Source organism: Oryzophilus luti, from assembly GCF_059726245.1.
On sequence record NZ_AP040874.1, the window covers coordinates 2,884,879 to 2,910,073 of the forward strand.

Annotated in this window: 25 protein-coding genes; 13 read left to right on the forward strand and 12 right to left on the reverse strand. The window is 62.8% G+C overall.

Features of this window, described 5'->3' with window-relative positions:
- The first annotated feature begins 80 nt into the window (after nt 1-80).
- From AC6IZO_RS12290 to AC6IZO_RS12325, 8 genes are all read left to right on the forward strand, one after another.
- Entirely contained in the window at nt 81-797 is a 717-nt protein-coding gene (locus AC6IZO_RS12290) for a tetratricopeptide repeat protein (protein ID WP_497805092.1), read from the forward strand.
- 225 nt (nt 798-1,022) lie between these two features.
- On the forward strand, nt 1,023-1,508 hold the full coding sequence (locus tag AC6IZO_RS12295) for a prepilin-type N-terminal cleavage/methylation domain-containing protein (protein ID WP_497805093.1): 486 nt from the start codon (nt 1,023-1,025) through the stop codon (nt 1,506-1,508).
- Between the two features lie 181 nt (nt 1,509-1,689).
- Nucleotides 1,690-2,232, forward strand: a complete 543-nt coding sequence (locus tag AC6IZO_RS12300; RefSeq protein ID WP_497805094.1) for a YceD family protein — start codon at nt 1,690-1,692, stop codon at nt 2,230-2,232.
- A 67-nt stretch (nt 2,233-2,299) separates the two neighbouring features.
- Entirely contained in the window at nt 2,300-2,485 is a 186-nt protein-coding gene (gene rpmF, locus AC6IZO_RS12305) for a 50S ribosomal protein L32 (RefSeq protein ID WP_497805095.1), read from the forward strand.
- Between the two features lie 24 nt (nt 2,486-2,509).
- Nucleotides 2,510-3,556, forward strand: a complete 1,047-nt coding sequence (plsX, locus tag AC6IZO_RS12310; protein ID WP_497805096.1) for a phosphate acyltransferase PlsX — start codon at nt 2,510-2,512, stop codon at nt 3,554-3,556.
- A gap of 33 nt (nt 3,557-3,589) precedes the next feature.
- Nucleotides 3,590-4,561 carry an ACP S-malonyltransferase gene (fabD, locus tag AC6IZO_RS12315; protein WP_497805097.1) on the forward strand — a complete coding sequence of 324 codons (972 nt, stop codon included), beginning with the start codon at nt 3,590-3,592 and terminating at the stop codon, nt 4,559-4,561.
- 127 nt (nt 4,562-4,688) lie between these two features.
- Nucleotides 4,689-4,913, forward strand: a complete 225-nt coding sequence (locus AC6IZO_RS12320; protein WP_497805098.1) for an AbrB/MazE/SpoVT family DNA-binding domain-containing protein — start codon at nt 4,689-4,691, stop codon at nt 4,911-4,913.
- Complete coding sequence (locus AC6IZO_RS12325) at nt 4,910-5,311, forward strand: type II toxin-antitoxin system death-on-curing family toxin (protein ID WP_497805099.1); 402 nt, start codon at nt 4,910-4,912, stop codon at nt 5,309-5,311. The genes AC6IZO_RS12320 and AC6IZO_RS12325 overlap by 4 nt, the downstream gene beginning before the upstream one ends.
- Nucleotides 5,312-5,378: 67 nt before the next feature.
- Here the strand turns inward: AC6IZO_RS12325 and AC6IZO_RS12330 are convergent, their stop codons facing one another.
- The 11 genes from AC6IZO_RS12330 to AC6IZO_RS12380 form a co-directional block, all read right to left on the reverse strand.
- Nucleotides 5,379-5,834 (reverse strand): hypothetical protein, encoded by a 456-nt coding sequence (locus tag AC6IZO_RS12330; protein ID WP_497805100.1) that lies wholly within the window; start codon nt 5,832-5,834, stop codon nt 5,379-5,381.
- Between the two features lie 210 nt (nt 5,835-6,044).
- The gene (locus AC6IZO_RS12335; RefSeq protein ID WP_497805101.1) at nt 6,045-6,845 is read right to left on the reverse strand and encodes a DUF4097 family beta strand repeat-containing protein; all 801 of its coding nucleotides are present in this window, start codon (nt 6,843-6,845) and stop codon (nt 6,045-6,047) included.
- Nucleotides 6,846-6,980: 135 nt separating this feature from the next.
- Nucleotides 6,981-10,913 (reverse strand): choice-of-anchor D domain-containing protein, encoded by a 3,933-nt coding sequence (locus AC6IZO_RS12340; RefSeq protein ID WP_497805102.1) that lies wholly within the window; start codon nt 10,911-10,913, stop codon nt 6,981-6,983.
- Between the two features lie 369 nt (nt 10,914-11,282).
- Nucleotides 11,283-12,350 carry a D-alanine--D-alanine ligase family protein gene (locus AC6IZO_RS12345; RefSeq protein ID WP_497805103.1) on the reverse strand — a complete coding sequence of 356 codons (1,068 nt, stop codon included), beginning with the start codon at nt 12,348-12,350 and terminating at the stop codon, nt 11,283-11,285.
- Between the two features lie 15 nt (nt 12,351-12,365).
- On the reverse strand, nt 12,366-13,310 hold the full coding sequence (gene rocF / locus AC6IZO_RS12350) for an arginase (protein ID WP_497805104.1): 945 nt from the start codon (nt 13,308-13,310) through the stop codon (nt 12,366-12,368).
- A gap of 220 nt (nt 13,311-13,530) precedes the next feature.
- Entirely contained in the window at nt 13,531-14,856 is a 1,326-nt protein-coding gene (asnS, locus tag AC6IZO_RS12355) for an asparagine--tRNA ligase (protein ID WP_497805105.1), read from the reverse strand.
- Between the two features lie 303 nt (nt 14,857-15,159).
- Entirely contained in the window at nt 15,160-15,993 is an 834-nt protein-coding gene (locus AC6IZO_RS12360; protein WP_497805106.1) for a sugar phosphate isomerase/epimerase family protein, read from the reverse strand.
- A gap of 187 nt (nt 15,994-16,180) precedes the next feature.
- Nucleotides 16,181-17,923: a gamma-glutamyltransferase gene (gene ggt, locus AC6IZO_RS12365; RefSeq protein ID WP_497805107.1), complete on the reverse strand. Its 1,743-nt coding sequence runs from the start codon at nt 17,921-17,923 to the stop codon at nt 16,181-16,183.
- A 60-nt stretch (nt 17,924-17,983) separates the two neighbouring features.
- Nucleotides 17,984-18,652 carry an NAD(P)H-dependent oxidoreductase gene (locus tag AC6IZO_RS12370; RefSeq protein WP_497805108.1) on the reverse strand — a complete coding sequence of 223 codons (669 nt, stop codon included), beginning with the start codon at nt 18,650-18,652 and terminating at the stop codon, nt 17,984-17,986.
- 141 nt (nt 18,653-18,793) lie between these two features.
- Nucleotides 18,794-19,306, reverse strand: coding sequence for an MmcQ/YjbR family DNA-binding protein (locus AC6IZO_RS12375; RefSeq protein WP_497805109.1), 513 nt, complete (start codon nt 19,304-19,306; stop codon nt 18,794-18,796).
- 9 nt (nt 19,307-19,315) lie between these two features.
- The gene (locus AC6IZO_RS12380) at nt 19,316-20,134 is read right to left on the reverse strand and encodes a GNAT family N-acetyltransferase (RefSeq protein ID WP_497805110.1); all 819 of its coding nucleotides are present in this window, start codon (nt 20,132-20,134) and stop codon (nt 19,316-19,318) included.
- Nucleotides 20,135-20,180: 46 nt separating this feature from the next.
- On the opposite strand from AC6IZO_RS12380, the gene AC6IZO_RS12385 reads away from it, so the two are divergent.
- From AC6IZO_RS12385 to AC6IZO_RS12395, 3 genes are all read left to right on the forward strand, one after another.
- A complete protein-coding gene (locus AC6IZO_RS12385; protein WP_497805111.1) occupies nt 20,181-20,717 on the forward strand; it encodes a methylated-DNA--[protein]-cysteine S-methyltransferase in 537 nt (178 codons plus the stop codon).
- A 103-nt stretch (nt 20,718-20,820) separates the two neighbouring features.
- Nucleotides 20,821-21,765: a cation diffusion facilitator family transporter gene (locus AC6IZO_RS12390; protein ID WP_497805112.1), complete on the forward strand. Its 945-nt coding sequence runs from the start codon at nt 20,821-20,823 to the stop codon at nt 21,763-21,765.
- 11 nt (nt 21,766-21,776) lie between these two features.
- Nucleotides 21,777-22,163, forward strand: coding sequence for a FixH family protein (locus AC6IZO_RS12395; RefSeq protein ID WP_497805113.1), 387 nt, complete (start codon nt 21,777-21,779; stop codon nt 22,161-22,163).
- Between the two features lie 5 nt (nt 22,164-22,168).
- Here the strand turns inward: AC6IZO_RS12395 and AC6IZO_RS12400 are convergent, their stop codons facing one another.
- Nucleotides 22,169-22,621 (reverse strand): hypothetical protein, encoded by a 453-nt coding sequence (locus AC6IZO_RS12400; protein ID WP_497805114.1) that lies wholly within the window; start codon nt 22,619-22,621, stop codon nt 22,169-22,171.
- Nucleotides 22,622-22,769: 148 nt separating this feature from the next.
- Here AC6IZO_RS12400 and AC6IZO_RS12405 point away from each other — a divergent pair, with 148 nt between their 5' ends.
- Together AC6IZO_RS12405 and prfA are read left to right on the forward strand one after the other, a co-directional pair.
- A complete protein-coding gene (locus AC6IZO_RS12405; RefSeq protein ID WP_497805115.1) occupies nt 22,770-23,756 on the forward strand; it encodes a DUF1385 domain-containing protein in 987 nt (328 codons plus the stop codon).
- Nucleotides 23,757-24,042: 286 nt separating this feature from the next.
- Complete coding sequence (gene prfA, locus AC6IZO_RS12410) at nt 24,043-25,116, forward strand: peptide chain release factor 1 (RefSeq protein WP_497805116.1); 1,074 nt, start codon at nt 24,043-24,045, stop codon at nt 25,114-25,116.
- Nucleotides 25,117-25,195 lie beyond the last annotated feature (79 nt).

The window sequence follows — 25,195 nt, forward strand, 5'->3', positions numbered from 1 at the left end:
TCCACAGGCGTCGTTGACGCTGCACTTGGCGGGCTGCTAAACTTCCCCTTTCGAGCGTTCCGCGCCCACAAGGACCTACCGTGCGTTATACCCGCCATGATTTGAAGCAAGACAAGATCGCCGAAACCGCCGCTGATGCGGCTAACTGGACCGCCGAGCACCGCTCGCCGATCACCTTCTCCATCGTCGCAGTGGTGGTTGTGCTCGCGCTGGTGGCTGGTGGCTTCTGGTTTGTGAAGCACCAGAACGATTTGGCGTCGCAGGAACTGAGCAAGGCGTTGCTGATCTACAACGCGCCGGTCGTTCCCGCCGGCACGCCGAAGGAAGGCGATCAGGTTCAGTTCGCTTCGGCGCAGGAGCGCGCCATCGCCTCCAAGAACGCCTTTTACGCCATCAGCTCCAAGTACGGCTATACGCATGCGGGCAAGTTTGCCCACTTCCTGGCCGAAGACTCCGAGATGGAGCTGGGCAACTACAAGGTTGCCGAAGAGCAGCTGAAGCAGATTGCCGGCGAGCACGACAAGGAAGTGGCCGCGCTGGCCAAACTGAGCCTGGCCGGCGTCTTCACCGCACAGGGCCGTGACGACGAAGCCATCAAGACGCTGAAGGAGATCATCGATCATCCGACGGTGCTGGTTCCCAAGGCGCGCGCCGAGCTGGTGCTCTCCAGCGTGTACATGAAGAAGCAGCCAGCTGCCGCCGCCGCCCTGTTCGATCAGATGATCAAGGACGACCCCAAGGGCATCGGCGCCGACATTGGCGAAGCCGGCAAGCGCCAGTTGAGCCAGAAGCAGTAACCGGAATCGTTTTTCCAGAAGGCGCCCTGCGGGGCGCCTTTCGTTTTTCCCACCTTGCGAGGGCTTCCCCTTCCGGGTTCGCCCAGGGAATGTTTCGCGGTGTTTTGGGTGGGCTGTGATATAGTCTGTTTCACCCTCCCCAGGGACCTCGCACATTGCCAACTTCCAGCGGTCGTCGTGTTTTCGTGCGCGGAATCACGATGGGCAAAGACCTTGGAGCGAACGATGAAGCGTCAGGCTGGTTTCTCACTGCTCGAACTACTGATTGTCGTGGCGATCATATTGATCATCGCCGCCATCGCCATTCCTAACCTGATGCGTAGCAAGATCTCCGCCAATGAAGCGTCCGCGGTGTATTCGATCCGCACCATCAACACGGCACAGGTGACCTATGCGGTCACTTACCCGGACGTGGGTTACGCCGCCGACTTGGCCAGCCTCGGCTCGGACAGTTCCAATGGAGTTGCCAGCTCGGCGCACGCCGGCCTGCTCGACTGGGTGCTGGGTTGCAGCACACAGCCTTGCGCGAAGAGTGGATACAAGTTCTACATCTCAGAGCTTACGGGCAGCCCCAACGTCACCGCATATTCGGTTTTCGGCGTGCCAGCCATCCCTGGAACCAGCGGCCAGCGCGGTTTCTGCTCCAACCGCATGAACCCTGTAAACTACGATCCCGACGGCGGCACCAACTGCACGATACCGCTGAAGTAATCCTTCTGAGGGGCGAATTCGGCGAGCTGGCCTGATTGACAGGCCAGCAGTTACGCCATTATGCTTATATTTTGCCCTGAGGAGATTTCCCCGCCAGGCAGCCCTGTAGCCTCACGCGCTTACAAGCCCCTGCGGTGCTCTGCCCTTGGCGTATGCCTTGGGCCTCAAGGTGTGTTGCGCAATGTTTATTCGTCTGAAGGATTTGGAAGTCCGCAAGCAGGACTTCGACGAGGCGTTCGCGCCGGGGGAAATTGACTTCGGCAGCGAGATTCGCCAGCTTGGTGAGTTGAAGGCCCGTGGCCGCGCGGAGATTGTGCGCGAGCACGAAGGCCGAGAGGTCACCGAGGATATACGGCTGGTCGGGAAGTTTTCCGGACGCGTGGAAATGAATTGCGCGCGCTGCCTGGAGCCGGTGGAACAGCCGGTTAACCAGTCGTTCGACCTGCTCTACCGGCCTTTGCCGTCCGAGCGGGGGGATGATGTCTCGATCAGCAAGGCCGAGACGGAGATTGGCTACTACAGCGGCGACGGCATGGAATTCAATGATGTCGTCCGCGAGCTGATGCTGTTGCAGCTTCCGTTGCGTGTGGTTTGCCGTGAAAACTGCAAGGGCCTGTGCCCGCATTGCGGCAAGAACCTGAACGAAGGAAGCTGCGGCTGCACAACGCAGGAGACGGACACACGCTGGTCTGCTCTGCGTGAGTTGAAGAAAGACCTGAAGTAGGCCGCAAGGCTGCTTCAGGAAAGAACGAATTTCGGGCCGCAAAGGCCCAGCGAGAAAGGTATTCGTCATGGCAAATCCGAAACGGCGTCATTCCAAGCGCCGCACCTCCACCCGCCGCGCGCACGACTTTTTGACCGCGAAGGGCGTCAGCCACTGCCCCAACTGCCACGAGGCCAAGCTGCCGCATCGCGCTTGCCCCAAGTGCGGCCACTACAAGGACCGCGAAGTTGTGGAAGTCGAGAAAGCCAGCTAAGCGAACCGGGACTGACGATTCGCAATGGCGATCACAATTGTTGTAGATGCTATGGGCTCGGACCGCGCGCCCAAGCCTGAAGTCGAAGGTGCAATCCAGGCGGCGCGCAATTACGACGTGCACGTCATCCTGGTGGGACAGGAGAAGGTTGTGTTGCCGGAGATGCGTCTGCACCCGGCCATTGCCAGCCTGCCCATTGAGTTTGTCCATGCCAGCGAGTTCATCGCGATGGACGAAAAGGCGGCCCATGCCGTCCGCACCAAGCGCGACAGCTCCATGCGTGTAGGCTTGCGCATGGTCCGCGAAGGCCGTGCACAGGGCTTTGTCTCCGCCGGCAATACCGGTGCCGCCATGGCCACGGCCAAGATGGTGCTGGGCTCGCTGCCGGGCGTGGATCGTCCGGCGCTGGCGCAGGTGTTTCCGACTTCTGCCGGAACCGCCACGGTGGTTCTCGATGTCGGCGCCAACGTCGACAGCAAGCCTCATAACCTGCAGCAGTTCGCCATCATGGGCGACATCTATTACCGGGCCATCTTCGGCAAGACAGTGCCTCACCCCCGCGTGGGCCTGCTCTCCATTGGCGAAGAAGAAGGCAAGGGCAACGAGCTGACGCGCGAAGCCTTCAAGCTGCTCAAGCTGCTTCCACTGAACTTCATTGGCAACGTCGAGGGCCGCGATTTCTACAACGGCCGCGTCGAGGTCATCGTTTGCGATGGCTTTGTCGGCAACGTGGCGCTGAAGGTCAGCGAGGGGCTTGTGGGCACGGTTCGCGCCATGCTCAAGGAGAGCCTGACGGCGACCATCACGCGCCAGGCCGGAGCGCTGCTCGCCCGCGGCGCATTCAATGACTTCAAAAAGCGCCTGGATTACTCCGAGTACGGCGGAGCACCGCTGCTCGGCGTCAAGGGCGTGGCCATCGTCGGCCACGGCTCCAGCAACGCCAACGCCATCAAGAACGCCATCCGCGTGGCTGCTGAATTTGCGCGCTCGGGCATGAACCAGAAGATTGCGCAGCAGGTGCAGGCCGCGACCGGCGTGCTGGCCGAAAGCGAAAGCGCCTCGGCGGATTAGCGCGCGCCCCCACGGGGCGCAAAGGAAGTGAACATGGCTACCCCTACGAATCAGGTTGCATTTCTCTTCCCGGGACAAGGATCCCAGGCTGCCGGCATGGGCAAGGAACTTGCCGACAAGTACCCGGTGGCACAGCAGGTCTTCGAAGAGGCCGACGACGCGCTCGGCTACAAGCTCTCCAAGCTGTGCTTTGAGGGCCCGGACGATCAACTGCGGCTGACCGAGATCACCCAGCCTGCCATCCTGACCGTCTCCACCGCCGCATTCCGCGTGCTGGAAACCGAAGGTATCCGTCCGACCGTGGTTGCCGGACACAGCCTGGGTGAGTACAGCGCCAACGTCGCGGCCGGAACACTGAAGTTCTCCGATGCCGTTCGCACGGTGCGCAACCGCGGCAAGTACATGCAGGAGGCCGTGCCAGTCGGCGTCGGCGCAATGGCCGCCATCCTGAACCTGCCGATCGAGACCATCAAGGAAGCCTGCGCCGAAGCGCTGGCCGCCACCGGCGAGGGCGAAGTCTGCCAGCCGGCCAATATCAATTCCCCCGGACAGGTTGTGATCAGCGGCAGCAAGGCTGCGGTCGAAAAGGCTGCCGAACTTTGCAAGGCCAAAGGCGCGAAGCGCGCCGTCATGCTGCCCGTGAGCGCCCCCTTCCATTGCACCATGATGCAGCCCGCGCAGGATCGCCTTGCCGAGGACCTGAAGGCATTGCCTTTCAGCATGCCGCGCATGCCCATCCTGTGCAACGTGGACGCAGCCCTGATCGGCTACGGCGAAATCAGCCGCGACGTGCTCATCCGCCAGGTGACCGGCGCCGTGCGCTGGCACGAGAGCATGGCCAAGATGATTGCCATGGGCGTGAGCGAGTTTGTGGAAGTAGGTCCCGGCGCGGTGCTGGCCGGTCTGCTGCGCCAGATCGACAAGACGAAAAGCTGCGTCAGCGTGAACGACGTCGCCTCGGTCAAGAAGGCGAAAGAGCACTTCGCCGAGCTGGCCAAGAAGTAAGCACGCTAACAGATTCTAGATAAAGCCCGCGCTCATGCGCGGGCTTTGTTTTGCGCGCCCCTCCGCAGAACTGGATTGCGCGAGCGCCGAGGTCGTTATAACATTTGTATGTACATCGAGGTGCCGCATGATCTCCATGAAGCTTACGCAGATCGGCAACTCGCTCGGTTTTGTGCTGCCCAAGGAGGCCGCGGCAAAACTGCGCGTGGAAAAGGGTGACATTGTTTACCTGACGGAGGCCGCCGACGGCTACCGCATTACCGCCTACGATCCGGAGTTTGAGCAGGAGATGCAGGCGGCCGAGCGCGTGATGAAGAAGCGCCGCAATGCCCTGCGTGCGCTTGCCAAGTGAGCTGGCGCTGGATTTCCGAAAAGGCCGCGCTGGCCATCCATGAGGCGCAACTGGCCGAGCATGGCGGAGCACCGGGTATGCGCGATGCCGGACTGCTCAGTTCCGCGCTCGCTCGGCCACGGCATCTTGCCGAGTATGGCTCTGCGCCCGACGCCCCGGCTCTGGCCGCCGCCTATGCGTTTGCCATTGCCCGCAATCATCCGTTTGTTGACGGCAACAAGCGGGTCGCGCTCGTGCTGCTGGAACTGTTTCTTGTTTTGAACGGATACGAGCTCAAGGCAACGGACGCCGAGTGCGTACACACCATGCAGGCACTGGCGGCCGGCAAGCTCAGCGAGGTCAAGCTGACAGCCTGGGTGCGCGAACACATCGCCAGCAGCGACCCCGAGGAACTCTAAGGGACCCTAGATGGACGAAAAAGCCCGGCCGAAGCCGGGCTTTTCAAATCTCAGCGCACGCTCGCGTTTAGTACGGCGAGAAGTGCATGGTCTTGTCTTTCTTCTCCATCCAGATGTGGCACTGCTCGGCGCGGTCATTGACGATGATGCCGACGATCACGCCCGTGCCGTCGCCCTTGCCTGGCGGCTTGGCCGTGCCGATGACCTTATGCGTCTTGATGAGGCCCCACTCGCCGCCCGGTCCCCAGTCGAGATAGAACTGACCGGAGGTGTAGCTGGCGTAGCGCTCGGGATGCTGCTTCCAGGCCGGATCGTTGAACCAGATGCCGTAGGCCTTGTCGAAGTCCTTGGCCTCGATTGCGCGGAACAGCAGGTCGACGCGGTGCTCGTATTGCCAGTAGCGGAAGTACCAGCCCAGTCCGGCGACGATGAGCAGCACGAGAATGGCGGAGGCGATGCGAATCTTCTTCCGCTTCTCTTTTTCCGGGTCGTACGGTTTGTTATCGAACAGTGTGGTGGCCATATCGGTTGGACGGCGCCGCGAAGGTTTCGCTGCCCGTGCTGTTTACTACTCTACCCTTTTCGCGGCCGAGCTCAAAACCGCGCGAACCGCGGATCGCAATGCCGCACGCCAAAACGGCAAACGGCCCGCAGAGAGAATCTCCTGCGGGCCGGGCACGAAAACAAGTTCGGCCTTGCCGAAGCTTTACGCTGCTACGAACAGCAAGACGATCTAAAAACGCTCGACGGTGATAGAGCCGTCGCTGGTATGCACCTTGAGCTGCTGGCCGCCGCCGTTGAGCCTGCCGCGCACGCGATTGCGCGACTGGGTGCCCTCCACCATCATCGGCAGATTCACCGTCACGCGCCCATCGCTGGTCCAGGCCTCGAGGTCCGCCGCGAGGTCGCCGGGGATGCGCAGGGTCACGCTACCGTCCGAAGTGCGCATATTCCACGGCCCGCTCATGCGCGAACCGGGCCGCGCCTCGCATTGAATGGAGCCGTCGCTGGTAGCCAAGTCGAGCGCATCAAAGCGTCCGTTGACGTGGATGCTGCCGTCGGAGGTGCGCGCCGACAGTGCGCCCTCGGCGTCTTCGGCGCGAATGGAGCCGTCGCTGGTGATCAGCGCCAAGGGACCGCGTACACCGGCCACATGCAGGCTGCCATCGGAGGAGGTCAGCGCGACCGCCGTACTGGCCGGCACGGTGACCTCGATGCGCACGCTACGGCCGTTGCCAACGACGATGCCGAAATGGCGGCTCGGAATGCGCACGTTGATGGAGACATGATCGCCGGTCTGGCTTTCCGTGATGCGCACACCATCCCCGCCAATGCTGTAGCGGTTGGTGGTGACGCGCGCGGAGATGGTGTTGCCCGGAACGGCGTGGACCTCAATCGACGCGTCGTTGGTCTGCACCTGCAACTGCGGCTTGGCACCCACCGCGTAATCCTTCTTCCACTCTTCGGCCGAAGCCGGAAGCACGACGCTCAACAGCATCAAGGCCCCTGCCGCCATCCACTTCAAACTTTGCATCTGGTCCCTCCTGCGGACTACTCCATCTGGTAGTACGCACAGGATTGTCCGGAGGTTCCCGGCCGGTTCTGCACCCGTTCGGGCACAGAAAAGGGGCACGCGCGCGGCGTGCCCCGGAAGGTGTTGCGTTCGTATTTACTGAATCACGGTCAGCGTGACGGTCTGCGCGTGCGAGAGCGTACCGCTGGTAGCCGTAACCGTGTAGGTGTAGACACCGGCTGGCGTGGCGTTCGCGTTGCGCGTGCGGTCATTGCCGCAGCCAAGGGCAAAGACCATCAGCGCGAGCACCGCGAGCACGACCAGACGGGCGCGCATACGGCGGTTGTGGGCTGCTCCGCCCACAACGACGCCCAGTACGGCAAAGGCCAGCGCCGTCTGCCAGGGCTTGTGGCCCTGCGGCGTGCTGAGGCCCGCCACGTACTTGCCCGTGGTGGTAAAGGTCACGCTCTTGGTGATGCTGCCACCGGCCGGAACCGTGAACGGATCCGGCACCGTGCAGGTGACGCCTGCGGGAGCCGTGCCGACCGCCGCGCAGGTGATAGTCACCGTCGCGCCAAAGGTGTCAACCGAGGTGAAGGTCAAGGGCAGAGTGACGGAGTTGCCCGCCACCACGCCCAGCGACGTGCTGCTGGTGCCACCGGAGTTGGTGACGGTGAAGTCCGGCTGCAGGCCCGTGCCGCTAAGCGCGGCCGTGTAGTTGCCGGAGGACAGTGCCACCGTCAGCGACGCCGTCTTGGCGCCCTTGGAGGTGGGAGCGAAGGTGACGTTGACGGTGCAGCTGCCGCTGATGGCCAACGTGCTGCCGCAGTCGTTCGTCTGGCTGAACTGGCTACCGGCGCTGATGTTGTTGACGGTCAGCGCAGCCTCACCGGTGTTGGTAACGGTAAAGGTGGTGGCCGCCGAGGTGCTGCCCACATTGATGGTACCGAAGGCAGCGCTCGCGGGAGACAGCGTGGCGCTCAGCACCGCATCGCGGCCCACGCCGGTGAGCGACGAGGTGTAGCTGAGCGTGCTGCCGAAGGCCGCCGTCAGCGTGCCGGTGCGGGTGCCGGTGGCCGTGGGCGTAAAGACCACGTTCACCGAGCAGGAGGCGCCGATGGCCAGCGTGCTGCCGCAATCGGTGGTCTCCGCGTAGTCGCCCGTCACGGATAGATCGCTGAAGGTCAACAGGCCCTCGCCGGTGTTGGTAATTGTGAAGACCGCACCGGTGGAGGAGTGGCTGAGTATCAGCGTGCCGAAGTCGCTGCTGCTGGGCGTCAGGCTGGCGCTCAGCACCGGGGCGGGCACGGTGAAGTAGCCCACCGCCGGGTCGTGGTCGGAGACGTGCGCCGCCGTGGTGGCGTCACTGTAGTAGATCATCGGGAAGTCGGCGTCGAGGTGCGCATACTCCACACGCGCGCCGTTGGCGATCAGGTTCGAGGTGGCCACGATGTGGTCCAGAACCTGAGCGTTGCCGGACTCCGTATAGGAGTAACGCTCGGTGGCCGGCAGCAGTGTCACCAGGTCGGTGGCCGCCGGAGTAACGAGCCCGGTGGCAGCCGGCTGGTAGACCTGGTCGCTCGCCAGAGCACCCTGTCCGGTGACCGTCGCCATCACATCGGTGTAGCCATCGGAGAACTCGAAGACGTTGTAGTCGCCGACGGAGACGACCTTCTCGCCCGCCGCCTGGAAGCTCTGAATCAGGTTCGCTAGGTACTCGGCCTGAAGCTCCTTCTTCCTGCGAACGTAGTCAGCGCTGTCACTGATGCCCGACAGCGAACGCATGTGGTTGACGATGACCGTCACCGGGTAATCGGTGGCGTTGGCGCGCAGGATGGCCGCCTTGAGCACGAGCGGCGGACGGTCATTGAGGGGCACCGTGCTGCCGCTTGCGCTGAGCATCGTGTCCGTGGCGCCGTACTGCGTCACCGCCAGCGTGTTCTGGTTCACGCGGCTGGCCTTGACCAGGAAGCCGACCGAGATGCCGCCGATGTCGTTGGTATACGGCGCGTAGCTGGTGCCGGTGCCAAAGGCGATGTAGCCAGGATCGGTTTGACCGGCGGTCGAGGCATCCGTGCTGATCTGCGCGGCGATATCGGCAGCCACCGTCTGGTTTTCAACTTCTTCCAGCGCGACGATGTCCGGATTGCCGAGCACGTTGCGGATGGCCTGCGACACCTTGGAGAGGCGCAGAGCGTAGGCAGCGGCGCTCAAATTCACCGCCGACGACGTGCCCGTGCTGCCGGTACCCGGGTTGTAGTAGACATTGTCCGACGAGGAGGTGTTGAAGAAGCGCTCCACGTTGAAGGCCGCCACGGTCAGTTCATTGCTGGCCGGAACCGTGATCGCCGTCAGGGTCATGCCGCCGCTGATGTTCGTGCTGCTGTAAGTCGAGTCAAGCAGCAGGCGGCTGGGATCGTAGTAAGAGTCGCTGCTGTAGGTGAAGTCCAGAATGCCGGTGGCGTTTGCCAGCACGGTGTTGGTGGTCAGGTTCAGCGCGCTTCCCTTGAGGAAGGTGGAATCGACAATGATGCGCTCCGGATTGTCATCAAAGCGCGCAACATTGGCGGGCATGGTAGCGGGCGGCGTGTCGCGAATGTCGATGCCTGGCTCGCGGAACGGACGGGCGGTGCCGGTGACAACCGCATAGAAGCGGCCATTGCTTGTGGTGGTCGCATTGGCTTCGCTCGAGAGCGAGCCGTCGGTGGGAGCCACCACGGTCATCGAAGGAACAACGACACGCATGCCCTCATACGGCGTGAGCTGGTAGAGACCGCCCGCAGGCGTGACCTTCGAGGTGATGTCGATGGCCGCCGGAAGCGCATTGCCGGTGCTCTGCAGCGTGGTGGTCGGCGTGGTGATCTCCGCCGCCGGGGTGTGGCTGTTGGCCAGCGTCGGATAGAGGCTGACCAGACCGGTGACCTGCACTTTGTTGCCAATCACGGCCGAGGCCGGCACATTGCCGCTGCCGCAGTAAACGTAGATGCCTTCGGGAGTCAGCGGATCGCTGTCGGCTTCCGCGTCGGCTGTCTGCAGGAAGTAGCCGACTGAGCCAACGCCGGTGACGATGCCGGTGGTCTGCACGTACTTGCCTGCATAAGCTGCGGGCGAAGTCGCGGTCAAAGACTTCGGGCCATGAATGTCATGAATGGTGACGGTGTAAACCGGCTGGTTGACGACCAGCGAGATGGTACCGATGGCCGTGCGGCCTTGGGCGTCAGAGGCTGTCGCCTGCACCGTGACCGTGCCATTTGTGTTGGTGACCGGAGTGATGGTGAAAGAGAAGATGTTGTCGCCGGCCGTGGCGTCGCCGTTGGTGCCGTCGTCATAGAACTGCTGGGTGGCGCTGCCGCCGATGGAGCTGAGGTCGGCCGTGACGGCAATGCCGGTGCTCACGGTCGGACTGGTGGCGGGAGAGACGGTCACGCTCAACACCGTTGAAGTAGAACCAGCGGTGACCGTGGCGGGCGAGGCAGAGCCTGACGCGCGCAGCGCACTCGGATCGGTGGTAACGCTGGAATTGTGCGGATTGACCGTACCAGCGAGGAAGTCAACGCTGTTGTTGTTGGTGTCCACCATCGTCATACCGCTCAGCGAGCGGGAGATGGAGGTGGTGTTGCTCGGAGCCGGAGCCACGGTGCCTTCGTAACAGTTGGCGGTGCCGAAGCCCACAAAATCCACGATGACGGCGCCCGTGGGGCAGCCCCCGCTGAGCGCCGTGGTGCTGCTGACCAGCGCTACCTTGCCGGCGGCGCCAGCCATGGCGATCGAGCCGGTGGAGTCCGGAGTGGGCAGGCTGGTGGTGCCGCCGGAACCGGCAGCTTCCTGCACGAGGAAGTACGAGTGGGCCGGAACAGAGCCAGTCAGGCTCGTGACCTGCCAGCTCGTGCCCGTTGCGCTGGCGTACTGCACCGAATATCCGCTGAGCGAAACAGCTGCCGAGCCGGAGTTATAGAGTTCGACAAAATCATTCTTGTAGGTGGCGCCCGAGTTTCCGCCACCACCATAGACCTGTGAGATCACAACCTGCGCCGTGGCAGAGGACAGCATTGCCAACAGGCACACGGAGAGCCAGAGCAGACGGTGCAATCTTGTTGTTTTCAAATCCAGACCTCGCGAGGAAGTAAAAGCCGGTCAGCGCACACGAGGATCCGCACGGAGGCAGGTCTGGCCCAGGACAGAAAGATCAAGGCCGGTGAGGCGCTGATGGCTCAGCCCAACACTTAGCACCTTGGTTGTAACACCAAGGTCACGAAGTCAGAAGCGAAAAGTCCGTGAATTCTTTGTGTTTCAGTGGAAAAGCATGGGAGTAATTCGGCGAATTGTTGCGAGAACACAAGTGAACGAACAGGACCTTGGAGCGGAGCAGATGGCGCACCCGAGAGCACGAAAAACGCCGGCGACCGGATCATCTCCAAATCGCCAGCGTTTTCAATACATTAGAAGCTATTGGCCAGACTACTCCTTGGAGTAGCGGTTGCGGCTGCGTTCGGCGTGGCGTTCCAGGCCCAACTGGATGAGACGGTCGATCAGGTCGGTGTACTCAATGCCGGTGGCGGCCCACAGCTTGGGGTACATGCTGATGGAGGTGAAGCCGGGCATGGTGTTCACCTCATTGAGGTAGAACTTGCCGGTACCGGGATCGAGCAGGAAGTCGACGCGGGAGAGCCCGGCGCAATCGCAGGCGGCAAAGGCTTCGATGGCCATCTTCTGCACCTGCTTCTGCTGCGCCTTGGTGATGGCCGCCGGAATGAGCAGCTTGGAGGCGGCGTCGCTGTATTTGGCGTCGTAGTCGTAGAACTCCTTGGCCGGCACGATTTCGCCGCAGATGGAGGCCTTGGGCGCGTCATTGCCGAGCACCGCGCACTCGATCTCGCGGGCCTTGTGGCGCTTGCCGCCTACGCCCTGCTCCACCACGAGCTTACGGTCGTACTTGGCGGCCTCGTTCATCGCGGCCTTCAGCTCGCCCGCGTCATGCACCTTGCTGATGCCGACCGAGCTGCCGAGGTTCGCGGGCTTCACAAACAACGGATACTTCATCGCCGCCTCAATCTTCGCCTTCACCTTGCGCGGCGAGGCTTCCCACTCCGAACGCAGCACGGTGACGTGCTTGGTCTGCGGCAGCTTGGCATCGCGGAACAGGCGCTTCATCACGTCCTTGTCCATGCCAGCCGAGGAACCGAGCACGCCGGAGCCGACGTAGGCGACGCCCGCCAGCTCCAGAAGGCCCTGAATGGTGCCGTCTTCGCCGAAGGTGCCGTGCAGCACCGGGAAGACCACATCGACACCGCTGGCCAGCACGGCCTGCGGAGACTGCGGCGTACCCTTGCCCTTGTAGAGGCCGTTGAGCAGCGCCACGGCATCGTCGCCGGTGAGCCACTCGCCCTTTTTGGTGATGCCCACAGGCACCACGTCGTACTTCTTCTTGTCCGTCGCCTCAATCACCGAGGCAGCCGAGCGCAGGGAGACTTCATGCTCGCCGCTGCGCCCGCCAAACAGTACCGCCACGCGAATCTTCTTCGCCATTCCTATCCCTTCCGACTACAGAATCTTTTTTCCAAAGGCCGACATGGCCAGCTCGACCGCCAGCTCCGCCGTGCGGTTGTGCTCGTCAATGACCGGGTTGACCTCGACGATATCCATCGACGTCATGCGGCCGTGGTCGGCGATGATCTCCATGGCGAGGTGCGCCTCGCGGTAGGTGGCGCCGCCGCGCACGGGCGTGCCCACGCCGGGCGCATCCTCCGGGTCCACCCAATCCATGTCGAGCGAAACGTGATAGCCGACGGTGCCGCGTCCGGCCATGCGCAGGGCTTCTTCCATGACGGCGCGCATGCCGCGCTCATCAATGTCGCGCATGGTAAAGACCTCGATACCGGCGCGGCGGATGTTTTCGCGCTCCGCCATGTCAATGTCGCGCACGCCGACCAGCACGCAGTTCTCCGGCCGCACCTTGGGCGAAAAATCAAAGATGTTCGCCAGCGGCGACAGGCCGAGGCCCATCAGCGCGCCCAACGGCATGCCGTGCACATTGCCGCTCGGCGAGGTGTCCGGGGTGTTGATGTCCGAGTGCGCATCGATCCAGATGAGGCCGATGGCGTGTCCCTGGCGGCGGTAGAACTCGGCCACGCCGCTGACGGAACCAGCCGCCATCGAGTGGTCGCCACCAATGGCGAGCGGCACGCGGTGCTCTTCGAGCGCGGCAATCTCCATCTCGGCCAGCTTCTGGCAGGTGGCGGTGATCTCGCTGAGATAGCGCGCACTCAAATCGCCGGGCGCGTTCTGCTCGGCCAGCGTAACGGGCACGTTGCCGGCGTCGTCCACGTTGTGGCCAATGGCCTCGAGCTTTGACTCCAGGCCTGCGACGCGCACGGCGCTGGGGCCCATGTCTACGCCACGGCGCTGCTGCCCGAGATCGAGCGGCACGCCAATGACACGAATGTTCTTTGCGGTGATATCTGCTGCGGATGCGGGAGTGCTAACCATACGATTGTCCGATCGACGCTCGTTCCGTTGAGGGGTTGCCCGGCGGCCATTGCGGCCGGGGCATTGATTTTGGCTGTGCCCCGCTGCTGCTCTGCGTTGTAAGAAGCGGAGCCGTTGATTCTGGGCTGCTCGGTGTCCCAAGCTGGCGTCAACAGAAGACGCGAACCTGGGACACCCGAATGTTCTCTTTCAAGTTCCGAACTGAGGAACCTGAAGCTGCTTACGGATAGATGCGGTGCAGCGTGCGCGCGAACGGAATGGTCTCACGCACATGGTCGAGCCCGCAAATCCAAGCCACCGCGCGCTCCAGGCCCATACCAAAGCCGGAGTGCGGCACGCCGCCGTACTTGCGCAGGTCCAGATACCACTTGAAGGCATCTTCCGGCAGGTTGTGCTCCTTGATGCGAGCCAGCAACTGCTGGTAGTTGCCAATACGCTGCGAGCCGCCGATGACCTCGCCGTAGCCTTCCGGCGCCAGCACGTCGACGCACAGGGCCTTGGTCAGATCCTTCGGGTCCGGCTCCATGTAGAAGGCCTTCACCGCCGAAGGATAGCGATGCACCATCACGGGGCGGTCGAACTTCGAGGAGATGTAGGTCTCATCCGGCGAGCCGAAATCGTTGCCGTACTCGAACTTGTTCTCGATCTCGCCCTTGGCGAAACCTTCGTCGAGCATCTTCACCGCATCGTCATAACTCAGGCGCGGGAAGGGCGCATCGATCAGCTCAAGCTTGCTGATATCGCGGCCAATCACCTCCAGCTCGTGACGGCGGCGCTCCAGCACCCGCTTGACGATGAAGGTGATGAAGTCCTCGGCCAGCGACATGAGTCCATCCAGTTCGAGGAAGGCAACCTCCGGCTCCACCATCCAGAACTCGGTGAGGTGGCGGCGGGTCTTCGACTTCTCCGCGCGGAACGTGGGGCCGAAGCTGTAGACCTTGCCCAGCGCCATAGCGGTGGCTTCAATGTAAAGCTGGCCGCTCTGGGTCAGGAAGGCTTCGTCGCCGAAGTACTCGACCGGGAAGAGCGTGCTGGTGCCTTCGCAGGCCGCCGGGGTCAGGATGGGCGGATCGGTGCGCGTGAAATCGCGCGAATCAAAAAAGTCGTGCATCGCGCGCTCGATCTCCGAGCGGATGCGCAGGATGGCCGCCTGACGGGGCGTACGCATCCACAGATGGCGATGCTCCATCAGGAAGTCAACGCCGTGCTCCTTCAGGGAGATCGGGTAGGGATCGTCATCCGGCACGCGCTGAACGACCTCGACGTTCGAGACGTCGAGTTCGAAGCCGCCGGGGGCGCGCTCATCGGCACGCACCTTGCCGGTGACGATGACGCTGGACTCCTGGGTCAGCGTCTTGACCGCCTCAAACATCTCCGGCGAGACGGCCTTTTTGAAGATGACACCCTGCACGGTGCCGGAGCCGTCACGGAAGATGGGAAAGAGCAGCTTGCCGCTCTCGCGCAGGTTGTAGAGCCAGCCACGGAGGATGACTTCTTCTCCGTTGTGCTCGCCGAGCTTTGCGATGGTAGTAACAGGAATCGACATGAACGCTTCCAATACTGGGGTTTGCAGCAACCTCTGATTGTAGCCGTTCAGGCGGGGGATGGCGAATGGAGGCTGGTTTTGAAAGGTACCGAAAGGTTTCAGAAGGTTGCGGCAGGTTTCGATTCGGTTTGAAGAAATATGTCGCTCCCGGGTAGCGCCCCGATTGGTGCCGCCCATGGGCGCGAACTGCACGCGCGAGCCGGGCACACGGCTGCGATTAGCCCCGGCAGATCGCAACCTGCCAAAGCTTCAACATTTCGAAACGCGAAACCTACCGAAACTTCTCGAAACCTTCGACCTCGCCTACGCCTTCAGCGCGTCCCATGCCTGTTGGGCCATGCCGGGGACTTTGGCGTCGAACTCGGGCGCCCCCTGCGGGTCGCCATCCAGTTCGAGCACGAGCGCCGGAACGTGCTGGGCCGAGCGCACAAGCTGCATGGCGTCCTCCCAGTCGATGGTGCCGGTGCCGGGGACGGAGTGCGTGTCTCGGTCGCCGGCATTGTCATGCACGTGGCAGGAGCGCACCAGCGGAGCAACGCCCTCGAAGGTCTCCCGCACGCCGAGGCCCATGTGCGCGTGGCCGAAGTCGAAGCAGACGCCCACATCGTCAAAGTGCGAAACGCGGATGAGTTCGGAGAGTTGCTCGGGCGTGGTCAGCTCGTTGGGAATGTTCTCCAGCAGCAGCCGCACGCCGAGCGGGCGGGCAAAGGCCCGCAGGTGCTCCACGGCGGTCAGCGACTCGTCAAAGGTGCGGCCGTCGGCCTGCTCGTTGGCGTCGCCAAGGTGGAGGATGAGATAGCGGAACGGGATCTGCTCGGCCACTTCGATGGCGCGCTTGATCTCGTCCATGGCGGCGATGCGGTCCTTGCGCTCCGGGGCCACCACGTTGAGCGAGCGCGTAAAGCGCCCCCAATCCTCGTCGGCATACATGGGCGCGTGCATGGAGTGGAACAGGACGCCTTCATTGGCGCGGAACCACGCAGCCAGTTCGCGCACCTGGTGCGGACTGGTGTAGTCAAAGTGTCCGCGCGCGGCAAACACTTCGACGGCCTGCGCGCCGCCGCGCACAAAGCCGTCAAGCAGCCCGGGGTGCAACCGCTGACGAATGTGCACGTAGGTGGAAATGCCCTTGATCATGACTGTCCTTTATCCTGTCCGAACCGCCGGGTGCCCCGGGTTCGCCGAGCCAAGCGAGGTTAACCCGGGACGCACGCAGCTTGCTGTTCCAACGTCGCCGACCACTGACTGTCGCATCCCAGGTTAGCGCCAACTACGGGCGCGAACCTGGGGCACCCGGCATTCCTGTTGTAGCCGGAACCTGCTCCTAATAGCCGATGGCTCTGCCGCCATTGCGCGCGTCGGCGGCGCCCCAGCGCTCCTGTTTCTTCGGGTCCACCGCAATACACTCGGCGTCTCCCCAGGAACCGCTCCGCACAACCTTATAGCCCATCTTCTCCAGCAAGGCCAGCGTATCCGGAGAAAACTGCCAGGCCTCGACGCGCAGCTCGTCCGGCATCCACTGCTGGTGGAAGCGCGGGGCGTTAACCGCCCGCTGAATGTCGCTGCCGAAATCGACCGCATCCAGCAGCACGTTGGCCACGGTGGTGATGATGGTTGGCCCGCCCGGCGAGCCGAGCACGAGCAGCGGCCTTCCGTCTTTGACCACGATGGTCGGCGTCATACTCGAGAGCGGACGCTTGCCCGGGGCGATGGCGTTGGCCTCACCCTGTATGAGGCCGAACATGTTGGGCACGCCCACCTTGGCGGCGAAGTCATCCATCTCGTCATTGAGCAGGAAACCCAGGTCTTTGGCAGTGACGCGCGAGCCGAACGAATCATTGAGCGTGGTGGTGACCGAGACGGCGTTGCCCTCGGCGTCAACCACTGAATAGTGCGTGGTGTTCTCCGGCTCGGGGCCGATGTAGGGCGCGCGCAGCTCGGCCATGCGGTCCAGTTCGGCAAACGCCGGGCGCTTGAGCGACGAACTCACGCTGGCCTTCTCCGGGTCAATCGACTCGCGCCATGCGGCGGCGTAGCGCTTGTCCGTCAACTGCGCCACGGGAACCTGCGCGAAGTCCGGGTCGCCAAGAAACTCGGCGCGATCGAAGAAGGCGCGGCGGTAAGACTCAGCCACCAGATGCACGTGCGCGGCGGAGTCGCGGCCGAGCTTGCCAAGGTCGTAGCCTTCGAGAATGTTCAGGGTCTCCAGCAGGGCCACGCCACCGCTCGACGGCGGCGGTGCGCTGTAAACCTCAAGGCCGCGATAGCTGCCCTTCAGCGCCGAGCGCTCCACAGGCTGGTAGTTGGCCAGGTCCTTCTCGGTGATGAGGCCGCCGCCCTTCTGCACGTCCGCCGCCAGCTCGCGCGCCATGGCGCCGTGGTAGAAGTCGTCGGGATTGGCGGCAATGCGTTCGAGCGTGCGCGCCAGCTCCGGCTGCTTGAACAGCTCGCCGTGTTTATAGAACTGGCCGTCACGCTGGAAGATGCGCTTGGTTTCCGGGAAGAGGCCGAGGCCGCGATCGTGCATCATCTGGCTCTCTTCGTAGGTGAGCACCACGCCTTCGCGCGCCAGCCGTATGGCCGGGGCCATCACCTGCTTGAGCGTCAGGTGGCCCCACTTCTTCTGCGCGTAAACCATGCCGGCCACCGAGCCGGGTACGCCGACGGAGCGATAGCCGATGCGGCTGGAGTCGGGGATGACGTCGCCCTTGGCGTCCAGGTACATGTTCTTCGAGGCCGCCGCCGGAGCCTTCTCGCGGTAGTCGAGGAAGTGCACGTCACCCTTCGCGGTGCGCAGCAGCAGAAAGCCTCCGCCGCCAAGGTTGCCCGCCGCGGGATGCACCACGGCCAGGGCGAAGCCCACGGCATTGGCGGCGTCGACGGCATTGCCGCCCTGCCGCAGAACCTCAACGCCCGCGCGCGAAGCCTCCGCGTGAATGCTGGTGACCATCGCCTTTTCGCCGTGCTCCGGGCGAAAGCCCGAGGCGGCCAGCGGCTGCGCAATGGCCAGCAGCGCGATGAAAACAAAGATTGCGGAGGTACAGCATTGCGAAAGACGACGGCTCATCGGATCTCCGGAAACGTATGCCATGCAAAACTCAAGTCTTAAACGAATGAAAGGGCGCGCTCAGTAGCGCCCCACTTCGATAGGGGCCTCATTCTCGATGCGTCCGAGGCGCTGCTTCCACGCCGCCAGCCATTGCTCGCGCACCGCAGGTTCCTGCCGCACCGGACTGTAATGAATTGCCGGGGACAGCACCTCAAAGCCCGTGAACTGCAGCATGCCGCGCTGGAGGGGGCGGAGGATGGCCTCGATATCTCCATTGAACCCATCGGCCAGGTAATTCTCCGGCGCGCCGCCCGTGGTGAGCGAGAGCAGCGCACGCTTGCCGCAGAACATGCCCGTCTCATAAATATGTCCGCCGCCATACGCGCGGCCCATGGCAAAGACGCGGTCCACCCAGCCCTTCAGGACAGCGGGGACCGAAAACCACCATAACGGAAACTGCCAGATCATAAGGTCGCACCACTCGACCTTGGCGATCTCCGCTTCGACGTCGGCGGCGAAGCCGTGCTGCTCGGTGGCCAGCATCTCCTCAAGCTGCGGCTTGAAGTAGTCGGCGTCACGCACGGTGGTGAAGTTGCTCCGCGAAGAGACGGGATTGAAGCTCATGCGGTAAAGGTCACTGACCTGAACCTGATGGCCGGCCTGCGACAGGCTCTCAACCGCCGTTTGAAACAACGCGCCGTTAAAGCTCTTTGGCTCTGGATGAGCAAGAACAAGAAAGACCTTCATTGTGCCCTCGTGGGTTCAGCTTGGGAGATATTGTAGCCGCGCCGGAGCGGATTGCGGGGAACAAGAGCGCGGCAGGCGGAACCCCAGCGCAAGATGCGCGGCATGCCGCAGATTTATGCGCTGGTTCGGAGTAAAGGCAGACTAGCGTCTGGCTTTGCCGCTCTTCGTCGGCTTGGCTGTCTTCTTCGCCAACGGTTTGCGGGCGCTGGTCTTTGCAGACTTGCGGGCGGCTTTCTTCGCGGGCTTCTTTGTCCCTGCCTTCGAGGCTTTCGCTGTCTTCTTTTTCGCAGGGGCGAGCGGCGCAATGCCCTCCAGCTCGGCACGCTTCTTCTTCGTCAGTCCGGCGTAGATCAGCTCGTAGGAGGTCTGAATCATGCCGCGCAACTCATCGTCACGCGCCACCTCATAGCTCTCCAGGGAGATCCATTGGTACTTCCACATGTTGTGCGAGGTCGGCGTGAAGCCTTCGCACTCCACCAATTCCGCGTACTGCTCGGGCGTGGTCTTCAGCGAGAGCACCGGGCCGGGCGGCTCCAGTGCAAACAGGGCGAAGATCTTGCCGCCGACTTTGAGCAGCAGATGGTCCTCCCACTGCACCTCCTCGGTGGCATGCGGCAGGCGCAGGCAGAATTCACGCGCGGCATCAAAGTTCATGGCAGCTTTTTACTCCCATTGCTTCTGCATGGCCAGCTTGGTGTAAGCCAGGCGGAAGCCGTTGCGTTCCATGTTGCGCTGTGAGGTCGTTCCTGGCTGCGTGCAGACCATGGCGCACTCGACGCCCCGGCGCACGGCCTCCGCCAGCCGCCCGCGAAGCAGGCTTCCCTGCACGCCGCGTCCGCGAAATTCCGGAAGCGTGGAGTCGCCAAAGATGGCGGCGATCTTCAGTTCGGGAATCACACACCCGCCGCCACCGCCAACCGGCTGCCCATCCAGCTCGGCCAGCACGCAGAGCGAGTCCGGACTTTCAGCAAAGGGCACAAACATCTCCGGTGGCACTTCGCCGAATTCGGCAAAACCGCGGGCCACAACCTGCGCCCACAACAGCGCCTCACTTGGCGAAACGCTGCGGATGGTCACGCCCGGCGCGGATGCTTGGTCCACGCCGCTGCCCAACTCCTGCCACAGCACGCTGTTGAACTCCGTGATGTGGTAGCCGCGCGCACAAGCCAAAGTGACGAGCGACTGGTCTGCCAACGGCGAGATGACCACCTCGGCGGTGGAGTTGCGCGAGCGGTAAAAATCCTCGAAGCGGTCGAACTCTTCGTCCGTCACCGGCCCGGCGAAACCCGCGCCGATCAGGTGATTCAGCGGCGAGCTGACACCGGCAAAGGCCATCCAGCCACCCGCCAGCGGCTCCGCGCACACTCCGGAGCCGGGGTGACGCGCCAGTTTTCTGCGCACAAGCTCCACTGACGGCAGAATCTCCGCCAATTCCAGCCGATGAGAGACTTCCGGAGAAACAAAACTGCGCGTCGGGTGCAAGCAATCTCCTGTGAAGCGAAACCGCAGGGATGTTATCGTACCTTTCGTGGAACGGCTCGTCTATTCGCGCATGGAATCGCCCGTGGGTCCGCTCTGGCTCGGCCTGAGCGACCAGGGGCTGGCCGTGGTGGAGTTCGCGCGCACCCCGCAGGAGCCGGCGACCTTTGCCGGGCGCGTGCAGTGGATGCGCGACGATGAAGCGCTGGAACCGGCGGCCACGCAACTCCACGAATATTTTGAGGGCAAGCGCCGCGAGTTCACCCTGCAACTCGACATGCGCGGTCCGGAGTTTCACCTGCGCTGCTGGCATGGCCTGCTGGAAATTCCCTACGGACACACGCAGAGCTATGCCGAACTGGCGCACCGCGTGGGCAGCCCGCAGGCGTTCCGCGCCGTAGGCCAGGCCAACCACCACAACCCCATCGCCATCATCGTGCCCTGCCACAGGGTCATCACCAGCGCGCGCGAGCTGGGCGGTTACGGCGGCGGATTGGAAGCCAAGGAATTCCTGCTCACGCTGGAGGGAGCACGCTTCCGCAACCACCGCGTGGAGCAGCCCCAGATGCGGCTGATGCTCGACTGACACACTTCTCCCACCCTGCCCTGCCATCCGCTGCCCGAGGCTTGAACCGGAGCACTCCCAGAACGTAGACTCAAGGGTCATCAGCCTAGAAAGCGACAGGCCCATGCACTTGCACGCCGGACACAGCCACGAGCACCACGGACACGCCACCGGGCGCGTGCTGAAGATCTCGCTCGTCCTGACGGCGGCCTACATCGTGATGCTGGTGGTGACGGGCGTGAAGGCCCGGTCCTTGGCCCTGCTCTCCGAAGCCGGCCACAACGTCAGCGACTTTCTGGCGCTGCTGCTCTCCTGGGCTGCCGTGTACTTCAGCTCACGCCCGGCGGACGCCCGCAAGACCTACGGCTATCAGCGGGCAGGCGTGCTGGCTGCGTTCGTCAACGCCAGTTCGCTGGTGCTGATCTCGCTGCTCATCTTCTATGAGGCGGTGCGCCGCTTCTACCGCCCGGAGCCGGTGCAGCCCACGCTGATGATGTGGGCGGCCTTTGCCGGTGTGCTGCTCAACGGCGCCATCACGCTGATGCTGATGCGCGGCCAGCGCGACTTGAACCTGCGCAGCGTACTGGTGCACGAGATTGGCGACACGCTCTCGACGGCCGCGGTGATCCTCGGCGGCTGGGCCATCAAGGTAACCGGACATGACTGGATCGACCCGGCGCTTTCCATGGTGATTGCCGCGCTCATTCTGTGGTCGAGCTATGACATCATCCGTGAGAGCCTGAACATTCTGCTGGAAGGCACGCCACGCGGCGTGCAGTTGGACGACATTGAAGCCGCTCTGCTCGGGCTGGACGATGTGCAGGGCGTGCACGACCTGCACGTCTGGAGCATCGGCTCGCACTCGCACGCGCTCTCCTGCCATATCTGCATCGCCGACATTCCGCCCTCGGAGAGCGAAGCGATTCTTGAGAAGGTGAAGCAGGTGCTGGCCGAGCGCTTTGAGATCTTCCACACCACCATCCAGTTTGAAAGCGCCGATTGCGACGCGGCCTGCGAATGCCAGTTGCCCTTGCACTCCGGGTACGGCCACGAAGGACATTGCCACTAAGGAGAACCAGCTTGCGGAAGACTGCTCTGTTGTTCGCCCTGTGCGGGCTGCTGCTGTGGACGGCCTGCAATAGTTCCAAACCCCAACCGGCTCCCGCCACTTCCTCGACTCTGCAAGTAACGGCTGAGGCCCCCGGCGCAAAGGCCGAAAAGCCCGCCACCGTGCGCCTGCACGTGGCTCTCGACGGCAAGCCGCTCGAAGGCGCCGCCATCCACGGCACGCAGAACATGGTGACCATGGACATGGGCAAGACCGAGTTGGATTTCAAGCCTGCGGGCGCAGGCATCTACGAGGCCTCCACGCAGTTCAGCATGGGCGGCCCGTGGAAGATCGAGCTTGCAGTGCAGAGCGGCGGCAAAACGATGAAGTCTGAGGTGAAGCTGGAGATTCCGGAGTAGCGCGGCTACGGCTTGCCTTCCGGCGGCTTTTCGGCGTCCTTGCCGAGTTTGTCGAGCACCACCTCGGCGCGGCGCGTGTCGGTGACGTAGCAGGCGAAGCTCAGAATTTCGCTCAGGAAGCTCTCGGTGCCGCTGGCCGGCAGCTCGCTCAGGCTCTTTTTGCTCTGCTTGATGGCATTGAGCATGGCCGTGACACGCTGAATGCGGTAATTCTGCAGGGCTTCCTCGGGCGAAATGTCGTGCGCCTCGGAGATCTTCTCGATATAGGCCCACAGCAGGTGGCGCAGGCTGTCCACCGTGTCCTTGAATTGCTGGATCAGGCCGTTCTGGAGCACAAGGTCGAACTGTGCAAGGCGGTCGAACTCGTCGAAATCCTTTGCCGTCATAGAGGTAAGTTCGGCCTCAATGGCGCGCAGGTCTTCCAGAACTCGGCTGATGCGTTCAAGCATGTCGGACACGAAGAGGCCATCCTTTAACGGCTTACGCAGTTAGGCAAAAATCTACACGGTTCGGCGGTTTGACACAAGAAAATCACGCGCATACCCTAGAAGGTGCGGCAGTGTGGTGCGAATCCCCGCCCCCTGACTGATCATCCAAAACAAATATATGTCTCTGCTTCAAAAGTTTTTACGGCTCCAGGCCCAGCTCCAGTTGATGTTCGCGCTGGAAGCCAACGAGGAAACCCTGGTCGGTGGCCAGGCAGTGCTGGAAGGCGTGATGATGCGCTCTCCGCATGCGTGGGGCATTGCCGTGCGCCGCGAAAACGGCGAGATGGTGACGCACTCGGAGCTGCTGGGACGCCCCAGCGAAAAACACAAGTGGATGGGCTGGCCGATGGTCCGCGGCTGCATCACCCTGGGTCAGGCTATGGCGCTCGGCATGAAGGCCCTGCGCTTCAGCAGCAATGTGGCGCTGGATGACGCGCCCGCCGACGACGACGGCAAGAAGCTCCAGATCAGCGGCTGGATGATGACTGTAAACGTCATCCTCTCGCTCGGCTTCTTCATCGTGATGTACAAGCTACTGCCGCTGCTGGCGGCCACCGAAGTGAAGCGCACGCATCCGGCCTTTGGCAACCAGATTCTGTTCAACTTGGTGGATGGCATTGTGCGCCTGATAATTTTCATCGCCTTCATGTGGTTCATGTCCCTGTGGAAGGACATGCGGCGGGTGTTTGAATACCACGGCGCCGAGCACAAAACGGTTTTTGCCTTTGAGCAGCACGAACAGCTCGCGCCGGTGAACGTGCAGAAGTATTCAACCTTCCACCCGCGCTGCGGCACCAGCTTCCTGATCACCGTGATGCTGTTCTCCATGGTGGTCTACATGCTGATCCCGGTGCAGGGTTTTGCGGCCAAGTTCGCCATCCGTATTCTGCTGCTGCCGGTCATTGCCGGCGCCAGCTACGAGATCATCCGTTTTGCGGCCAAGCACAAGAGTTCGCTGTTCGCGCTGATGACGCGTCCGGGCCTGTGGCTGCAACGCATCACCACCAAACCCTGCGACGACAGCCAGGTCGAGTGTGCCATCGAGGCCCTCAACAAGGCCATGGAGCTGGAGCAGCAGCACGGCGGCGACATGGTGATTGCGTAGGACAGGGATCAGGGATTAGGGGTTAGAGAACCAGGATTCGGATCAGGGGCCGGAACATTCACGCAACATGCGCGATTCCGGCCGGTTTCAAAGTAGAATAGGTATGACGATGAACGCTGCAACCACAATCAGCCTGCAGCACCTCCCCGGCGAGCTCTAGCGGCCCCAGGCCGACACGCATTTCTGCGCTCAAATAACATCCGCAACATACGACAACCAGATTGCCAGCGGTTCCTCCCGTGCATCGTTCCGGGAGCAGCGAACCGGGAACAGAGAATGGACGACCATGTTTGAACGCCTGGACCAGATTGAAGCCCGCTACGAGGAGCTGACCCAGCAACTCGCCTCGCCTGAGATTACCGGCGACTCCACCAAGTACCAGAAGACGGCGAAGGCGCACAGCGAAATTGCGCCCATCGTTGAGAAGTATCGCGAATACCGCGAGCTGACCAAGGAACTCACCGACAGCCGCGCCCTGCTGGAGACGGAAACCGACGCCGAGATGAAGGCCATGGCGCAGGAGGAAGTGACCGCGCTGGAGCAGAAGATTGCCGCGGCCGACGCCGAACTGAAGGTCCTGCTGCTGCCCAAGGACCCGAACGACGCGAAGAACGTGGTGCTGGAAATCCGCGCCGGCACGGGCGGCGACGAGGCCACGCTGTTCGCCTCCGAGATCTTCCGCATGTACATGCGCTATGCCGAAGCGCAGCGCTGGAAGGTCGAGGTGATGTCGTCGTCGGATTCGAGCGTGGGCGGACTGAAGGAAGTCATCGCCATCATCGAAGGCCAGAACGTCTACTCGCAGATGAAGTATGAGAGCGGCGTGCACCGCGTGCAGCGCGTTCCGGCCACGGAAACACAGGGCCGCGTGCACACTTCGGCCATCACCGTGGCGGTGATGCCGGAAGCCGAAGACGTCGACGTCAAGATCGAAGCCAAGGACATTCGCATTGACACCTTCTGCTCCTCCGGCCCCGGCGGACAGTCGGTGAACACGACCTACTCGGCCGTGCGCATCACGCACCTGCCCACCAACACCGTGGTGAGCTGCCAGGACGAAAAGTCGCAGATCAAGAACCGCGAGAAGGCCATGCGCGTGCTTCGTTCGCGCCTCTACGAAATGGAGCAGGCCAAGCAACAGGAGGCGCTGGCCAAGGAGCGCAAGCAGATGGTCGGCAGCGGTGACCGCTCGGAGAAGATTCGCACCTACAACTTCCCGCAGAACCGCATCACCGACCACCGCATCGGCCTGACCCTGCACCAGCTCGGCGACGTGATGGACGGCAAGCTGCAACCGCTGGTCGAAGCGCTGGTCACGCACTTCCAGGCCGAACGCCTGAAGGAAGAAGTGACGGCGTAACAAAAACAGTTTCGGGTTTCAGAGTTTCGAGTTTCACGTGCGGCGGCCTGCGGGCCGCCGTTTTGCGTGCAAGTCGGCG

Excerpts from the sequence above, each read along its gene's own strand:
- plsX (WP_497805096.1), top strand. The coding sequence starts at position 2,510 with ATGGCGATCACAATTGTTGTAGATGCTATGGGCTCGGACCGCGCGCCC.
- AC6IZO_RS12390 (WP_497805112.1), top strand. The coding sequence starts at position 20,821 with ATGCACTTGCACGCCGGACACAGCCACGAGCACCACGGACACGCCACC.
- AC6IZO_RS12405 (WP_497805115.1), top strand. The coding sequence starts at position 22,770 with ATGTCTCTGCTTCAAAAGTTTTTACGGCTCCAGGCCCAGCTCCAGTTG.
- AC6IZO_RS12370 (WP_497805108.1), bottom strand. The coding sequence starts at position 18,652 with ATGAAGGTCTTTCTTGTTCTTGCTCATCCAGAGCCAAAGAGCTTTAAC.
- prfA (WP_497805116.1), top strand. The coding sequence starts at position 24,043 with ATGTTTGAACGCCTGGACCAGATTGAAGCCCGCTACGAGGAGCTGACC.
- fabD (WP_497805097.1), top strand. The coding sequence starts at position 3,590 with ATGGCTACCCCTACGAATCAGGTTGCATTTCTCTTCCCGGGACAAGGA.
- rocF (WP_497805104.1), bottom strand. The coding sequence starts at position 13,310 with ATGGTTAGCACTCCCGCATCCGCAGCAGATATCACCGCAAAGAACATT.
- AC6IZO_RS12360 (WP_497805106.1), bottom strand. The coding sequence starts at position 15,993 with ATGATCAAGGGCATTTCCACCTACGTGCACATTCGTCAGCGGTTGCAC.
- asnS (WP_497805105.1), bottom strand. The coding sequence starts at position 14,856 with ATGTCGATTCCTGTTACTACCATCGCAAAGCTCGGCGAGCACAACGGA.
- AC6IZO_RS12300 (WP_497805094.1), top strand. The coding sequence starts at position 1,690 with ATGTTTATTCGTCTGAAGGATTTGGAAGTCCGCAAGCAGGACTTCGAC.
- rpmF (WP_497805095.1), top strand. The coding sequence starts at position 2,300 with ATGGCAAATCCGAAACGGCGTCATTCCAAGCGCCGCACCTCCACCCGC.
- AC6IZO_RS12375 (WP_497805109.1), bottom strand. The coding sequence starts at position 19,306 with ATGAACTTTGATGCCGCGCGTGAATTCTGCCTGCGCCTGCCGCATGCC.
- AC6IZO_RS12320 (WP_497805098.1), top strand. The coding sequence starts at position 4,689 with ATGATCTCCATGAAGCTTACGCAGATCGGCAACTCGCTCGGTTTTGTG.
- AC6IZO_RS12330 (WP_497805100.1), bottom strand. The coding sequence starts at position 5,834 with ATGGCCACCACACTGTTCGATAACAAACCGTACGACCCGGAAAAAGAG.
- ggt (WP_497805107.1), bottom strand. The coding sequence starts at position 17,923 with ATGAGCCGTCGTCTTTCGCAATGCTGTACCTCCGCAATCTTTGTTTTC.
- AC6IZO_RS12295 (WP_497805093.1), top strand. The coding sequence starts at position 1,023 with ATGAAGCGTCAGGCTGGTTTCTCACTGCTCGAACTACTGATTGTCGTG.
- AC6IZO_RS12345 (WP_497805103.1), bottom strand. The coding sequence starts at position 12,350 with ATGGCGAAGAAGATTCGCGTGGCGGTACTGTTTGGCGGGCGCAGCGGC.
- AC6IZO_RS12335 (WP_497805101.1), bottom strand. The coding sequence starts at position 6,845 with ATGCAAAGTTTGAAGTGGATGGCGGCAGGGGCCTTGATGCTGTTGAGC.